A 15,305-nucleotide genomic window follows, 5' to 3' on the forward strand; every position below is an offset into this window, starting at 1 on the left:
ACGATGAAAATGATAGATGCTCATATTCATTTAGATTCTTATGATACTAGTCAAAGAGAAGAAATATTATCTAAAATGGAAAGAGACGAAATCACGGCAGTCATTTCGGTTTCGATGGATTTAAAATCTAGTAAGAAAAATTTAGAGTTAAAAAAACAAAATAAAAGTGTATATCCTGCATTCGGATTTCATCCTGAACAACAAATCCCTTCTGATGAAGAGGTTGATAAGTTAATTGAATGGATTAAGATCCATCAGCATGAAATGGTTGCAATTGGGGAAGTTGGATTACCATATTATAAGAATTTGGAAGAACAAATTGATTACGTACCTTATACTCTATTACTAGAAAAGTTTATCTCTCTTGCAAAAGAGTTAAATAAACCAATCGTATTACATGCAGTTTATGAGGACGCCGAAACCGTATGTAATTTATTAGAAAAATATTTTATTAAAAAAGCTCATTTTCATTGGTTTAAAGGAGACGATTATACAATTAAACGGATGATAAAAAATGAGTATTTTATCTCAATTACACCAGATGTATTATATGAAAATGAGATTCAAGACTTAGTAAGAAAGTATCCTTTAGAATTAATGATGGTAGAAACAGATGGACCTTGGCCATTTGAAGGGCCATTTGAAAATGAGTGGACACATCCTAAATTTATGCATCAATCGGTTACAAAGATCGCTGAGTTAAAAGATATAGATTTATCAAGTGCATATAAAATTTTATATGAAAATACTAAGAAGTTTTATAGTATTTAAAATAAGAAAATCGTTTTCTAACAGGAAACGATTTTTTGTTTTATAAGATGGCAAAAAGAGTTAAAAATAAAATCCCCCTATAGCAGAGCTTCTATCCTAATATACAGATAGGCTTTTTTATCTACTATAAGTAGGATATGAATTAAAGCTTTAAATTTAGACAATCAGATTGTTTGCAAGCAAGAAAATCGTGAAATGTGAATCACTAAGTTTTAATGAAAATACCAAAACCGGCATATCGATTAGAATGCCGGCAGTATGTTGGTTTGTAGAAATCTACAAAATAACTACAGTTCAAGCTCTCCCATACGAAGAAGCTCAATAACTGCTTGTGATCGCCCCTTAACCCCAAGCTTCTGCATTGCATTTGAAATATGATTTCTCACAGTTTTTTCACTTATAAAAAGTTCTTCAGCAATTTCTCTTGTAGTCTTATCTTGAACAAGAAGCTCGAATACTTCTTTTTCACGCTTTGTGAGTGTGTGCTTTGTTTGATAGTCTCTATCCTTCAACTGTGCTAACCCTCCTTGCTTGACCGAGCTGTTCTTCGGATGGGTATTCATTTAGTCTTTTTATCATATGAACGATAGGTCTTTTAGGTGAATATTTCCAGTAAATTTAGAGCTAGATTTAAATTATTTATTTTTTTCTATTTAGCTTGTTCTAAAAAATGTACAGGCTCGTATAAATAGTAAAAAAGCGTGGGGGGAGTATGGTGATGAAAAAAAGATTATTAGTAACAGCGGCAGCAGTATGTGGAATCGCAACAATGAGTGGATGTAGTTTACTTCCAACGAAATCTTCAACTGACATTGATCCACCTAAAACTGTAGTTTATAAAAGTGATCAACCTTCAAAAGAAGTTCAAGCAAAGAAGGAGGAAACGGTAAAAAGGGAATTATATTTAATTGACCGTAACGGTTATGTTGTACCGCAAACATTCCAATTACCAAAGTCTACAAGCTTGGCTAAACAAGCATTAGAGTATTTAGTAAAAGATGGTCCTGTTACAGATGAATTACCGAATGGTTTTCAAGCAGTTTTACCTCCGAATACTGAAGTTTTAGGTGTTCAAACTCAAAAGGATGGTACGATTATTGCTGATTTTTCACCGGAATTTAAGCAATACCGTGCTGAAGATGAGTTAAAAGTATTTCAAGCAGTTACTTGGACTTTAACTCAATTTGATAATGTGACAAAGGTAAAAATACGAGTAAACGGAAAAGAGCTTGCATCGATGCCAGTAAATAAGGCTCAGATTGGTGATGGGTTAACAAGAGATGATGGAATTAACTTTGATAAAGGTGACATTGTAGATATTATGAACTCTAGACCAGTTACGCTATATTATGTTTCTCAAGGTGAAATGGGAGACACTTATTATGTACCTGTAACGACAAGGATTTCAAATGCTGAAACAGATTCGTATTCAGCAATTGTAAACGAACTTGTAAAAGGTCCATCTGAATATTCAAATTTAGTTTCCGATTTTGGAACAGATACGAAACTAGTTAGTCAACCTGTTTTCAAAGGTGGTAAGTTAGTACTTAATTTTAACGATGGTATCTATGGTAATATTGCAAAAAATATGATCAATAATGATGTATTACAGCCACTTGTTCTTTCTTTAACAGAGCAAAAAGGTGTTAAGTCCATTGAGATTCAAATCAATGGTAAGTTAACTGCGTTAGACCAACAAGGCAAGCCTTTAAGCCAACCTGTTTCTAGACCTAAGGATGTAAATACGAAAAAATTGTAAGCCGGTCGTTAGGAAAAGATTTAAACTATTTGCCTTTTAAAAAAATTCTTTAAAATATGAACCTTGTACAAAAATTGTGATGATTTTTGTGCAAGGTTTTAATTTTATCTTTAATTTACACTTAATAAGTAGAAATGAAATCGCATTTTTGTCTATACTAGTATTTGGAAGATTTTGTAGGAGGAACAAACATGACAAGAACAGATGGAAGATTAAATAATGAACTTAGACCGATAGAGATTATTACGCACTATACAAAACATGCAGAAGGTTCTGTGCTTATTAGTATTGGTGATACGAAGGTAATTTGTAATGCAACAGTTGAGGACCGTGTGCCACCATTTTTGAGAAATAGTGGAAAAGGTTGGATTTCAGCTGAATATTCTATGCTACCTAGAGCTACTCAAGAGCGTACAATTCGTGAATCATCTAAAGGAAAAGTTACTGGTCGTACAATGGAAATTCAACGTTTAATTGGAAGAGCGTTAAGAGCAGTAGTTGATTTAGAAGCACTTGGTGAAAAGACGATTTGGATCGATTGTGATGTAATTCAAGCAGATGGAGGAACAAGAACGACTTCAATTACTGGTGCATTTGTTGCGATGATGCTTGCATTTGATAAATTAGTTAAAATGGATAAATTGAAATCGTATCCTGTAAAAGATTACTTAGCAGCAACTTCAGTTGGAATTTTAGATGAAATTGGACCAGTATTAGATTTATATTATGTAGAAGATTCAGCTGCAAATGTTGATATGAATATTATTATGACTGGAAAAGGTCAGTTTGTTGAACTTCAAGGGACTGGTGAAGAAGCAACTTTTTCAAGAGAAGAATTAAACGAGTTATTATCTTTAGGTGAAATGGGAATTAAATCTCTTATTGAAAAACAAAAAGAAGTGTTATTACAAGAAGGTATTAAATTTCAATAATCATTTCGAGGAGAGACTTTAAAGATGGAAACAATTATTATTGCGACAAATAATCAAGGGAAAGTGAAGGATTTTGAAGCGCTTTTTAACCCGATGGGATTTCAAATTAAATCTTTAAAAGACTTTCCTGAAATTCAAGAAGTTGAAGAAACAGGAACTACATTTGAAGAAAATGCGATTTTAAAAGCTGAGTTTTTAGCTAGTGAGCTAAATACGCCTGTAATTGCAGATGACTCTGGTTTAATAGTGGATGCACTTGAAGGTAGACCAGGAGTTTATTCTGCTAGGTATGCTGGATTACATAAAAGTGACGAAGATAATTTACAAAAAGTATTAAGTGAGCTAGAAGGCGTTTTTCCAGGCAAAAGAACTGCGCGATTTTATTGTGCATTAGCTTTAGCAGTTCCAGGTAAAGAAACGATAACTGTTCATGGTACGGTTGAAGGGTATATTGCAAATGAAAAAAGAGGAACAAACGGTTTTGGTTACGATCCAATATTCTTTTTACCAGAATTAGATAAAACAATGGCTGAATTAACAACAGATGAAAAAGGTGGCTTAAGTCATCGCGCAAATGCAATTAAATCATTAATGAATGTTATAAATAAAGAAGATAAAGATTCTTTATTCAGAGGATCAAATAAATGAAAGTACTAATTGTAAGTGATAGCCATGGATTGACAAAACCATTGCAAGAAATCGCCGACCGATATCGTGACAGTGTAGACTTAATGATACACTGTGGAGATTCGGAATTAGAAGTTAATGCTAAGGAACTAAGAGACTATAATGTTGTAAGAGGGAATTGTGATTTCAGGGGAGAATTCCCTGAAGAATTTATTCACCGTGGGAATGAATATACAATCTTAGCAACACATGGTCATTTACACGGAATAAAACAGTCATTACAAAAGCTGTATTATCGTTGTAAAGAAGTTGGAGCAACAATTGCTTGTTTCGGTCACTCTCATGTATTAGGTGCAGAATTAATTGATGATGTGCTTTTTATTAATCCTGGCAGCATTTTATTACCGAGAATGCGTAAAGAAAAGACTTATGCTATTCTTGAAACATTTGGTAAGAAGGCCAATGTTACGTTTTATAATACAGATGGAACGGAGCTTATAACTACTTCATTTGAAATTTAATAAATAAATTGGGGTAAGTAGCTAAAATGTATTTGGCTACTTACCTTACTTGAAAATAAAAAAATGTATGTGCTAAAAACTGGAAAACCTTAATAAAATAAGGTAATAATATAGCTTTAAAATTTTTTCCTTTATTTTGGAAAAAAAAGTTTTAAAATAGTGTTGACTTTATTTTGCATAGTGACTATAATAAATTATGTCGACAGGGTGATGTCGCAAAGAAATAAAAAAAGAAATAAAAAATATGCGGGTGTAGTTTAATGGTAAAATAGAAGCCTTCCAAGCTTCGGTCGTGGGTTCGATTCCCATCACCCGCTCCATATGTCCTGGTAGCTCAGCAGGATAGAGCAACGGCCTTCTAAGCCGTCGGTCGGGGGTTCGAATCCCTCTCAGGACGTCCAAAAGACACTTGTTTTACTTAATGTAAAATAAGTGTCTTTTTTTGTATTTTAAGTACTTTTAATTAAAGAGCTTAGAAATAGAACATCATAAAATTTATCATAGATATGTTATTCTAGTATAAATAAAAGAGTGGAGTGATGTAAATGAACGAAAAAGAATTTTGGGGTTTAATATCCAAAATGCATATTGTTGAAGAACCATATGAATGGGTAATAAATCATTTAGCTAAACAATCTGAGGAAGAGATAGCTAGTTTTGAAATTCAGTTTGAAACTTTTTTTTCTAAAGCGTATACCACAAATCTTTTAGGAGCTGCATGGATTATCATGGATGGTTGTTCTGAGGATTCCTTTGTACAATTTAGAGCGTGGTTAATCGGTCAAGGAGAACAAGTTTACAAAAAGACGTTAAACGACCCAGATTATTTAGCTGAATACATCTTTCCTATTTATGAAAAAGAAGGACTTGCACCAGAATTAGAAGATATGTTAGATCTTGCTTTACAAGCATATTCAATCAAGCGTAAAGGCGATGATGATTGGGATGATCAATTGTGGAATGAGTTCAATTCACTAATTGAAAGCAAAGGCTATCATTATCCTGAACAACAATTAACGATCGATTGGAAGTCGAAAGACGAATTAAAAGTTCGATTTCCAAAGCTATGGAAAAGATTTGGCCAGAAACCATTAGGGAACTAGATAGCTAAAAGGAGTAGTTTGAATAAATGGTAGAAAAACTGATTACACCTACTCGTATCTTTAATATTTTAAATAATTTTAATTCATGATACACTTTTTCATAACTAGTTTGTGCAGGAAATAACAAATGTTAGGGGAGAGTAACATGGAAGATAATATTGTCTTTTTTCCTAAACTAAAGGATCGGATCATAAATTTAGGTAAAAAAGCATTAGAAGAAAAAAATTTTAGTAAAGCTTTAATGTTATGTAATCAATTAAAAGAAATGAATGAGCATAATTCACAAACAGAGCTTGCTGCAGTCGCGTGTCTTTTAGAAGGGAATCGGGCTAGAGAAGCTAAGGAAAGATGTGAGGATTTAGTTTTCGGGCCTTTTGAGAGTGATGAAGCAATTGAAGTATACATAAGCATTTTATTTCAATTAAAAGAATACGAAGAGTTACAAAAAATTATAAAAAGACTACTCACTCAAAAACGGATTGATGAAAATCAGATGGATAAGTTTCAGGCGATGCTCTCATTATCAAAGAAAGTAATTTCAGATCGTAAAGACATAAAGGGTGAAGTTCTTGATTTACATAAGATAGTTGAAGATTCTGAGCCGATTGAGAAGCAACTTGAATTAATTAATGAATTAAGGGCAATAGATTGTAAACTAGTTCTCGACCAAATTGAAGAGATATTGAAGAGCTCCAAAGCAAATCCGCTAATTCAAAGTTTCATTTTATTTATTTTACAAGAACAATCAATCGATAAAGATTTTGAACTGAACAAAGTAAATCAAAGAATGATTTGGAATACATCGGTTTCAGTCGATGAACATAAAACTTTTGTAGATGCTATATTAAAAAAATTAAGTGACGTATTAGAAAGTGAAGACCCTTCTGCTTTCGAAATCGCAAAAACACACTTCCAACACTTTATAACAATTTACTTCCCGTTTATCCCAATACCAGCAGAAATAAATATATGGGCAGCCTGTTTCTATTGTATCGTCCAACAATTTTTTGATCGCAGTGTAGATGAAGAGGAACTAAAAGATTTATTTAATGTAGAATATTTTCCAGTAAAAAGTGCAATTGCTTTAGTAAAACGCTTTGAAGATGAAGGATACTTTAACATTAAATGAAATAGTTGGAAAAAACATAGATGATCCAATTGGGTTTCTATGTTTTTTTTGTTAAAAAATGAATAAAAAATAACATATTAAAAAGTAAGCTTGGTTGGAGATGGGTAAAACTCCTTCCTATGGTAGGTGTAAGAAGACCTAGACCTCACAGGAGTAAACGTGACAGTTGGCTCAGAGAAATAAGTTTATTTTTATTAGTGGAAACAAAGAATGATTTCCTTAACAAATTAAAAAATCCTAATATTTTATCCTTATAAAAATAGGAAATATTGAAACAAAAAAGGAATGTGTTATAATAGAGTGGTTGTAACGACTATTTACTTAATTATACATGCATTTTCTCTATTAAAATGGACAGGCATGTATAGTACGAAAATACGTAAACACATATATTTTTTTAGATAATTTTGGAGGGAACTAACAATGACTGCTAAATGGGAAAAATTAGAAGCTAACGTTGGTCTATTAACTGTAGAAGTTGAAGCTTCTGAAGTAGATAAAGGTTTAGATGCAGCTTTCAAAAAAGTTGTAAAAACTATCAATGTACCGGGATTCCGTAAAGGTAAATTACCTCGCCCAATTTTCGAACAAAAATTTGGTATTGAAGCACTTTACAATGATGCTTTAGATGTAATTTTACCAGAAGCTTACAGCAAAGCTGTTGAAGAAGTTGGTATTGAGCCAGTTGACCGTCCAGAAGTTGACGTTGAGCAAATGGAAAAAGGTAAAACTTTAATCTTCAAAGCAAAAGTTACTGTAAAACCTGAAGTAAAATTAGGTGAGTATAAAGGCTTAGAAGTTGAAGAAATGGATGCAACTGTAACTGATGAAGACGTACAAGCTGAATTAACTAAATTACAAGAGCGTCAAGCTGAGTTAGTAGTTAAAGAAGATGGTACTGTTGAAAACGGTAATACAGCTGTAATTGATTTCGAAGGTTTCGTTGATGGCGTAGCTTTCGAAGGTGGAAAAGGTGAAAACTATCCACTAGAAATCGGTTCAGGTTCTTTCATTCCAGGATTTGAAGAAGCTTTAATTGGCGCTAAATCTGGTGTAGAAACTGATGTTAATGTAACATTCCCAGAAGAATACCACAGTGCTGAATTAGCAGGGAAAGCTGCTACTTTCAAAGTAACTGTTCATGAAATTAAAGCGAAAGAACTTCCTGAGTTAAACGACGAGTTTGCTAAAGACGTAAATGACGAAGTAGAAACTTTAGAAGATCTTAAAGCTAAAATCAAAAATGACTTAGTTGAGTCTAAAAAAACACAAGCTGAAGGTAGCTTACGTGATGCTTTAGTTCAAAAAGCAGCTGAAAATGCTGAGGTCGAAATCCCAGACGTAATGTTCGAAAGCCAAGTTGACCGTATGGTTAAAGACTTTGAACAACGTATTGCTCAGCAAGGATTAAACTTAGAACTTTACTACCAATTCACTGGTACTAAAGAAGAGGATCTTCGTGCTCAAATGCGTCAAGATGCTGAAGCTCGTGTAAGAATCGATTTAACAATCGATGCGATCATCGAAGCTGAAAAAATCGAAGCAACTGAAGAAGAAATGAACGAAGAATTAACTCGTTTATCTGAAATGTACAACATTCCTTCTGAGCAATTAGTAACTATGCTAGGTGGAACTGACGCTGTACGTGACGATATTCAAATCCGTAAAGCTGTTGAGTTATTAGTAGATAGCAGAAAAAAATAAGCGTTAAATAAACATATATTGAAAAGACAAGGCGCGAGATTTTTCGTGCCTTGTTTTTAAATAATGAAATATTTGGTAAAGAGAACTGTTTCCTTTAAAATACACATATACATATGTTAGAATCTGTTATACAGATTTTAAAAAATTATTGTGGCTATACTAAAAATAATTCTTTAAAAGAAGGATTATCTACTTTAGATTAGAATATATATATTCTAAAAATTTAAACAATTTTAGAGTAGTAATTAATTGCTTTGTATATTTTGTGTGCTATCATATAGCTACAAGATACATATTTTTTTGGATTACATACATATTGAGTGTTTTTAGAAATTTTTAGAGGGAGTGAACATATGTTCAAATTTAATGAAGAAAAAGGACAGCTAAAATGTTCGTTCTGTGGGAAGTCACAGTCTCAGGTTAGAAAATTAGTTGCAGGACCTGGTGTATATATTTGTGACGAGTGTATTGAGCTTTGTACTGAAATTGTTCAAGAAGAACTTGCAAAAGAAGAGGAAGTAGAGTTTAAAGACGTTCCGAAACCGAAAGAAATTTGCGAAATTCTTGATGAATACGTTATTGGTCAGGACAATGCGAAAAAAGCCTTATCTGTTGCTGTATATAATCACTACAAACGAATTAATTCAAATAGCAAAATTGATGAGGTTGAGCTATCAAAAAGTAATATTGCAATGATTGGGCCAACTGGTAGTGGTAAAACATTATTGGCTCAAACTTTAGCAAGAATTTTAAATGTACCATTTGCAATTGCAGATGCAACTTCATTAACAGAAGCTGGATATGTTGGGGAAGATGTTGAAAACATTCTTTTAAAATTAATCCAAGCAGCTGATTATGATGTAGAACGCGCTGAAAAAGGTATTATTTATATCGATGAAATTGATAAAGTTGCACGTAAGTCTGAAAACCCTTCTATTACACGTGACGTGTCGGGTGAAGGTGTTCAGCAAGCACTTTTAAAAATTCTTGAAGGAACCGTTGCAAGCGTACCTCCTCAAGGTGGTCGTAAGCATCCACATCAAGAATTCATTCAAATTGATACGACAAATATTTTATTTATTTGTGGTGGAGCATTTGATGGCATCGAACAAATTATCAAACGTCGTTTAGGTAAAAAGGTAATTGGTTTCAGTGGTGATTCTGAAAAGAGCGATTTAAACTCAAAAGAAATCTTAAACCATGTATTACCAGAAGACCTATTACGCTTTGGTTTAATTCCAGAGTTCATCGGTCGTTTACCAGTTTTAGCTAATTTAGAGCAACTTGATGAAGCATCATTAGTTGAAATTTTAACTAAACCAAAAAATGCTTTAATTAAGCAATATCAAAAATTACTAGAACTTGATCAAGTTGAACTTGAGTTTGAGGATAACGCACTTACTGAAATTGCTAAAAAAGCAATTGAGCGTAAAACTGGAGCTCGTGGATTACGTTCGATCATTGAAGGGCTTATGTTAGATATCATGTTTGAATTACCTTCTCGAGAAGATATTCAAAAATGTATTATCTCAGCAGAAACTGTTAAAACTGGAGCAGCTCCTAAGCTTGTCTTAGAAGATGGAACAGAGTTAGAGTTAAAGAATAAAGAAAAGAAAAATAAATTAGCTTAAGTTAAAAAACCAAATGCATTTGCATTTGGTTTTTTTATTTTGTTTTTTTAAGTCAGCTTCCCTTTCCCTATGTCCTGTACGCCCTAGATACTGCTCTTTAATTTTAAAAATTTGGTTTATCCTTCCATTTCAAGGGCGATACTAAAAGTAATTTCTACTTCAGTGGAGGGGTAAAGAATGAGTTTAACAACAATTATATTATTAGCTCAATTAGCATTAGGTACAATCGTTGCTTTGTATTTTATTCATTTATTAAAGGGTCAACGAACAACAAAAGTTTCGATTGACAGAGAATCAAAAAAAGAAATGGAGCAGTTACGTAAATTAAAATCAATTTCTTTAACTGTTCCGTTAGCAGAGAGAGTTAGACCGACCACTTTTGATGATATTGTTGGTCAAGAGGATGGAATAAAAGCTTTAAAAGCTTCACTTTGCAGTGCTAATCCTCAGCATGTAATAATCTATGGACCACCTGGTATCGGGAAAACGGCAGCAGCTAGACTTGTATTAGAAGAAGCGAAAAAGAGCCCGAATACTCCTTTTAAACAAGATGCAGTATTTATCGAATTAGACGCTACAACTGCTAGGTTTGATGAAAGAGGTATCGCGGATCCTTTAATTGGTTCAGTGCACGATCCAATCTATCAAGGTGCAGGTGCGATGGGGCAAGCAGGCGTTCCTCAACCTAAAAAAGGGGCGGTAACCGACGCGCATGGAGGAATTTTATTTATTGATGAAATTGGGGAGCTTCATCCAATTCAAATGAATAAAATGCTGAAAGTACTTGAAGACCGTAAAGTTAAATTTGAAAGTGCTTACTACCAAGAAGAAAATCCTTCAATACCAGCACATATTCATGAAATTTTTAAACACGGATTACCAGCAGATTTCAGATTAGTCGGTGCAACAACAAGATCTCCTGAAGATATACCACCTGCAATTCGTTCACGTTGTTTAGAAATATTTTTTAGAGAATTAGAACAGGATGAAATTCAAGCAGTAGCTAAAAATTCTGCTGAAAAAATTGAATTAAGCATATCTGAAAAAGCTTTGGAATTAGTAGGTACATATGCAAAAAATGGTCGGGAAGCGATTAACTTAATTCAGTTAGCTGGAGGTATGGTTTTAACTTCTGGTCGAAAAGAATTAATAGAAGATGATATTGGGTGGGTTGTTTCCGTAAGTAGATTATCACCAAGACTAGTAAACAAGATTCCAGAAGCTCCAACTGTAGGATTGGTAAACGGCTTGGCAGTTTATGGAGCTAATATTGGCGCTCTATTACCGATTGAAGTAATTGCTATGAATGCTAAGGAAATCGGTAAAGGTTCAATTACAATAACTGGAATTGCTGAAGAAGAAAGCTTAGGTAATCAAGCTAAATCTATTCGTAGAAAAAGTATGGCGAAAGGATCCTTAGAAAATGTAACGACAATCTTACGAAAAATTGGTGTACCAATCGATGATTTTACGATTCACATTAATTTTCCAAGTGGCGCATTAATTGATGGACCATCTGCAGGGATTGCCATGGTTGTAGGGATTTTTTCAGCTGTAAATAATGTTCCAGTTTTAAATACAATCGCTTTAACTGGTGAAATGAGCATACAAGGTGATGTGAAGCCTGTAGGCGGTGTTCCAGAAAAAGTTAAGGCGGCTATTAAAGCAGGGGCAACCAAAATTATTATACCGAAAGAGAATGATCAAGCTTCATTACATCAAAATAAAGATGTAGAAATATTAGCAGTAGATCGTATTGAAAAAGTTCTTCATGAAGTCTTTAAAGATAACTGGAAATTTGAATTACCAGAACTACCAACTCAAACAAAAACAGATTTCCAACAATTAACATTGTTTGAGGAGAATCAATCGCAATCTATGTAGATAAAAATAAGTGTTCGAATCATTTCATTTTGAATAAATAAAGAATACAAACTATTTTTGGATTCTATTTTTCAATGAAGTGAACGAACACTTTTTATTTTGTAGTAATAATCATATATGCTTTAATCTTATTACAAGTCTTACTTCGTATTTCTAGTTAAAATCAAGATAATCGCTAAAAACGTTAAATTATGCTATGTTCTAGGCAATTAGTGCTTGATTATGTCTCTTCTTTATTTCTTTTAATGCATATCATTGTAAATGATATATATGTTAAGGTAAAATAACTAGATAGAATGAAAAACATGGAGGTGTAACGTAATGAATGTTACAAAAGAAAAAGTTGTACCCCTCCTACCTTTAAGAGGAATTAGTGTATTTCCTGCCACTATTGCACATCTAGATGTAGGAAGAACGAAATCGATAAAAGCTATACAAGAAGCTGATGAATTAGATCATTTAATTTTTGTTGTTACTCAAATAGATGCAGATACTGAAAATCCAAAGATAGACGAATTGTACCAATTTGGAACTTTAGCTAAATTAACACAAAAAATTACACTTCCAAATGGCACTGTTCGTATTACTGTCGAAGGGTTACACAGAGGAAAAATCAAATCAATTATTGATCAAAATGATTTCTTAACTGCAAAGGTAGAAGAATATCCAGATGTAGAAGACGAATCTAAAGAGCTTCGTGCTTTAATGAGAACTTTATTGCAGCACTTTAAACAATATAGTAAATTATCAAAGCGAATTTTGCCAGAGACAATTGCTTCAATTGTTAAGCAAGACCGTCCAGGTAAACTTGCAGATGCAATGATCGATTCAATTCCATTAAGGGAAGAAGAAAAACAAAAAATTTTAGCAACTATCGATGTTACTGAAAGAATACATATTATCTTGAATTTCCTTCAAGATGAAAAAGAATTATTAAAGCTTGAGGAAAAAATTGGCCTACAAGTTAAGAAAAATATTGATAAAACTCAAAAAGAATATTTCTTAAGAGAGCAACTAAAGGTTATTCAACGTGAACTAGGTGATCGTGAAGGTAAAACCGAAGAGGTTGATAAGTTTTTAACAAAAATTGAAGAGGCAAATATGCCTGAAGAAACAAAGGAAGTAGTATTAAAAGAATTAGCTAGATATGAGAAGCTACCACCTAATGCTGCAGAAGCGGGTGTAGTTCGTACATATTTAGATTGGATGGTAGCTCTACCGTGGTCTAAGCAAACAGAGGATACACTGGATATACATCGTTCCGAAAAGATACTGAATAATGAACATGAAGGTCTTGAAAAAGTAAAAGAAAGAATATTAGAATATCTAGCTGTTCAACAGCTTACGAATTCATTACGTGGTCCAATTTTATGTTTAGCTGGTCCTCCTGGAGTTGGTAAAACATCTTTAGCGAAATCAATCGCAAACGCATTGTCTAGAAACTTTGTACGTGTTTCTCTAGGTGGTGTAAGAGATGAATCAGAGATAAGAGGACATAGAAGAACATACATCGGAGCTATGCCAGGTCGAATTATCCAAGGTATGAAGAAAGCAGGAACAAATAACCCTGTATTCTTACTTGATGAAATTGATAAAATGTCGAGCGATTTTAGAGGAGATCCAGCATCAGCAATGTTAGAAGTATTGGACCCAGAACAAAATAATACTTTTAGTGATCATTACATCGAAGAGCCATTTGATTTATCTCAAGTTTTATTTGTTGCCACTGCAAATGATTTATCAACAATTCCAGGTCCATTACGTGATCGAATGGAGATTATTACTTTATCTGGATATACTGAACTTGAAAAAGTTAATATAGCTAAAAAACATTTATTCCCTAAAAAGTTAGCAGAGCATGGCTTAAATAAATCTACTGTACAAATTCGTGAAAGTGCACTCTCTGCAATTATTCGTCATTATACACGTGAAGCAGGAGTAAGATCATTAGAACGAGTTCTAGCGAAATTATGTAGAAAAGCTGCTAAATTGATTGTTTCAAACGAAAGACAAAAAATAATATTTACCGATAAAAATATTGAAGAATTTTTAGGTAAGAAAACATTCTCTTATGGTCAAATGGAAAGTGAAGACCAGATTGGTGTAGCTACAGGTTTAGCATATACTGCATTTGGTGGAGACACACTTTCTATTGAAGTATCACTATATCCTGGAAAGGGTAAGCTAACTTTAACTGGTAAGCTAGGGGATGTAATGAAGGAGTCAGCACAAGCTGCGTTTAGCTATATTCGCTCAAAGGCAGAAGAACTGAATATTGACCAAAACTTCCATGAGAAATATGATATTCATATTCATGTCCCAGAAGGTGCGGTTCCAAAAGATGGTCCTTCAGCAGGTATAACGATGGCAACAGCATTGATTTCGGCATTAACAAATAAACCAATCCGTAAAGAGGTTGGAATGACTGGTGAAATCACATTACGTGGTCGCGTATTACCAATTGGTGGATTAAAAGAAAAAATGCTTAGTGCGCATCGTGCAGGTTTAACGACTGTGATCATACCAAAAGAAAACGAAAAAGATTTAGAAGATGTACCACCAATGGTGAAAGAAGGTTTAACTGTTATACCTGTTTCCCATTTAGATGAAGTGCTTGCGCATGCAATAGTAGGAGTGAAAAAATGAAAGTAACAACAGCGGATATTGTCATTAGTGCAGTCCGACCAAATCAATATCCAGATACACAATTTCCTGAAATCGCTTTGGCAGGTCGTTCAAATGTTGGGAAATCTTCATTTATAAATAAAATGTTAAATCGTAAGGCATTAGCCAGAACATCATCAAAACCTGGAAAAACTCAAACATTAAATTTCTTTCTAATTAATGAACAGCTTTTCTACGTTGACGTTCCAGGTTATGGTTATGCTAAAGTTTCTAAAAAGGAACGAGAAGCATGGGGTAAAATGATTGAAACATATATTACAACTCGTGAGCAATTAAGAGCTGTTATATTATTAGTTGATCTACGTCATTCACCAACTGAAGATGATGTAATGATGTATGATTTCTTAAAGCATTACTCAATCCCAGTCATTATCGTAGCAACAAAAGCAGATAAAATCCCTAAAGGAAAATGGGATAAACATGCAAAAGTAGTTCGTGAAAAGTTACAGATTGAAGAAGGAGATGAATTAATTTTATTCTCATCTGAAACTGGTATGGGTAAAGAAAAAGCATGGTCAGTAATTGATCGTATGTGTAAATAAAAAATGCTGGTGGCTAA

The 15,305-nt window shown here is 33.3% G+C and carries 13 protein-coding genes and 2 tRNA genes; 14 read left to right on the plus strand and 1 reads right to left on the minus strand.

Annotation, left to right across the window (positions count from 1 at the left end; translation table 11 throughout):
- The first annotated feature begins 3 nt into the window (after positions 1–3).
- A complete protein-coding gene (locus tag B6K90_RS19270) occupies positions 4–771 on the plus strand; it encodes a TatD family hydrolase (protein ID WP_235821853.1) in 768 nt (255 codons plus the stop codon).
- A 287-nt stretch (positions 772–1,058) separates the two neighbouring features.
- Here the strand turns inward: B6K90_RS19270 and B6K90_RS19275 are convergent, their stop codons facing one another.
- The gene (locus B6K90_RS19275) at positions 1,059–1,283 is read right to left on the minus strand and encodes a helix-turn-helix domain-containing protein (RefSeq protein ID WP_056472461.1); all 225 of its coding nucleotides are present in this window, start codon (positions 1,281–1,283) and stop codon (positions 1,059–1,061) included.
- A 200-nt stretch (positions 1,284–1,483) separates the two neighbouring features.
- On the opposite strand from B6K90_RS19275, the gene B6K90_RS19280 reads away from it, so the two are divergent.
- The 13 genes from B6K90_RS19280 (at position 1,484) to yihA (ending at position 15,288) form a co-directional block, all read left to right on the plus strand.
- Positions 1,484–2,530 carry a GerMN domain-containing protein gene (locus B6K90_RS19280; protein WP_088014390.1) on the plus strand — a complete coding sequence of 349 codons (1,047 nt, stop codon included), beginning with the start codon at positions 1,484–1,486 and terminating at the stop codon, positions 2,528–2,530.
- A 191-nt stretch (positions 2,531–2,721) separates the two neighbouring features.
- The gene (gene rph / locus B6K90_RS19285; RefSeq protein ID WP_088014391.1) at positions 2,722–3,462 is read left to right on the plus strand and encodes a ribonuclease PH; all 741 of its coding nucleotides are present in this window, start codon (positions 2,722–2,724) and stop codon (positions 3,460–3,462) included.
- A gap of 24 nt (positions 3,463–3,486) precedes the next feature.
- Positions 3,487–4,110: an XTP/dITP diphosphatase gene (locus B6K90_RS19290; protein ID WP_088014392.1), complete on the plus strand. Its 624-nt coding sequence runs from the start codon at positions 3,487–3,489 to the stop codon at positions 4,108–4,110.
- The gene (locus B6K90_RS19295) at positions 4,107–4,610 is read left to right on the plus strand and encodes a YfcE family phosphodiesterase (RefSeq protein ID WP_088014393.1); all 504 of its coding nucleotides are present in this window, start codon (positions 4,107–4,109) and stop codon (positions 4,608–4,610) included. The genes B6K90_RS19290 and B6K90_RS19295 overlap by 4 nt, the downstream gene beginning before the upstream one ends.
- Before the next feature lie 246 nt (positions 4,611–4,856).
- Positions 4,857–4,930, plus strand: a tRNA-Gly gene (locus B6K90_RS19300).
- 3 nt (positions 4,931–4,933) lie between these two features.
- Positions 4,934–5,007 (plus strand) — tRNA-Arg (locus tag B6K90_RS19305).
- A 148-nt stretch (positions 5,008–5,155) separates the two neighbouring features.
- On the plus strand, positions 5,156–5,713 hold the full coding sequence (locus B6K90_RS19310) for a DUF4240 domain-containing protein (protein ID WP_088014394.1): 558 nt from the start codon (positions 5,156–5,158) through the stop codon (positions 5,711–5,713).
- Positions 5,714–5,858: 145 nt separating this feature from the next.
- Positions 5,859–6,842: a hypothetical protein gene (locus B6K90_RS19315; protein WP_088014395.1), complete on the plus strand. Its 984-nt coding sequence runs from the start codon at positions 5,859–5,861 to the stop codon at positions 6,840–6,842.
- A gap of 423 nt (positions 6,843–7,265) precedes the next feature.
- On the plus strand, positions 7,266–8,546 hold the full coding sequence (gene tig, locus B6K90_RS19320) for a trigger factor (RefSeq protein ID WP_088014396.1): 1,281 nt from the start codon (positions 7,266–7,268) through the stop codon (positions 8,544–8,546).
- Between the two features lie 353 nt (positions 8,547–8,899).
- Positions 8,900–10,177, plus strand: coding sequence for an ATP-dependent protease ATP-binding subunit ClpX (clpX, locus tag B6K90_RS19325; RefSeq protein ID WP_088014397.1), 1,278 nt, complete (start codon positions 8,900–8,902; stop codon positions 10,175–10,177).
- Between the two features lie 177 nt (positions 10,178–10,354).
- Positions 10,355–12,061 carry an ATP-dependent protease LonB gene (gene lonB, locus B6K90_RS19330; RefSeq protein WP_088014398.1) on the plus strand — a complete coding sequence of 569 codons (1,707 nt, stop codon included), beginning with the start codon at positions 10,355–10,357 and terminating at the stop codon, positions 12,059–12,061.
- 321 nt (positions 12,062–12,382) lie between these two features.
- A complete protein-coding gene (gene lon, locus B6K90_RS19335; RefSeq protein WP_088014399.1) occupies positions 12,383–14,707 on the plus strand; it encodes an endopeptidase La in 2,325 nt (774 codons plus the stop codon).
- Positions 14,704–15,288, plus strand: coding sequence for a ribosome biogenesis GTP-binding protein YihA/YsxC (gene yihA, locus B6K90_RS19340; protein ID WP_088014400.1), 585 nt, complete (start codon positions 14,704–14,706; stop codon positions 15,286–15,288). Before lon ends, yihA begins: the two co-directional genes overlap by 4 nt.
- Positions 15,289–15,305: the final 17 nt, after the last annotated feature.

Origin of the sequence: Gottfriedia acidiceleris (assembly GCF_002128425.1) — a bacterium.
Taxonomy (GTDB): domain Bacteria; phylum Bacillota; class Bacilli; order Bacillales; family Bacillaceae_G; genus Gottfriedia; species Gottfriedia acidiceleris.

Coding starts and splice junctions, on each gene's coding strand:
- tig (WP_088014396.1), top strand. CDS start 7,266: ATGACTGCTAAATGGGAAAAATTAGAAGCTAACGTTGGTCTATTAACT.
- clpX (WP_088014397.1), top strand. CDS start 8,900: ATGTTCAAATTTAATGAAGAAAAAGGACAGCTAAAATGTTCGTTCTGT.
- B6K90_RS19270 (WP_235821853.1), top strand. CDS start 4: ATGAAAATGATAGATGCTCATATTCATTTAGATTCTTATGATACTAGT.
- B6K90_RS19280 (WP_088014390.1), top strand. CDS start 1,484: ATGGTGATGAAAAAAAGATTATTAGTAACAGCGGCAGCAGTATGTGGA.
- B6K90_RS19290 (WP_088014392.1), top strand. CDS start 3,487: ATGGAAACAATTATTATTGCGACAAATAATCAAGGGAAAGTGAAGGAT.
- B6K90_RS19310 (WP_088014394.1), top strand. CDS start 5,156: ATGAACGAAAAAGAATTTTGGGGTTTAATATCCAAAATGCATATTGTT.
- B6K90_RS19295 (WP_088014393.1), top strand. CDS start 4,107: ATGAAAGTACTAATTGTAAGTGATAGCCATGGATTGACAAAACCATTG.
- rph (WP_088014391.1), top strand. CDS start 2,722: ATGACAAGAACAGATGGAAGATTAAATAATGAACTTAGACCGATAGAG.
- lon (WP_088014399.1), top strand. CDS start 12,383: ATGAATGTTACAAAAGAAAAAGTTGTACCCCTCCTACCTTTAAGAGGA.
- yihA (WP_088014400.1), top strand. CDS start 14,704: ATGAAAGTAACAACAGCGGATATTGTCATTAGTGCAGTCCGACCAAAT.
- B6K90_RS19315 (WP_088014395.1), top strand. CDS start 5,859: ATGGAAGATAATATTGTCTTTTTTCCTAAACTAAAGGATCGGATCATA.
- lonB (WP_088014398.1), top strand. CDS start 10,355: ATGAGTTTAACAACAATTATATTATTAGCTCAATTAGCATTAGGTACA.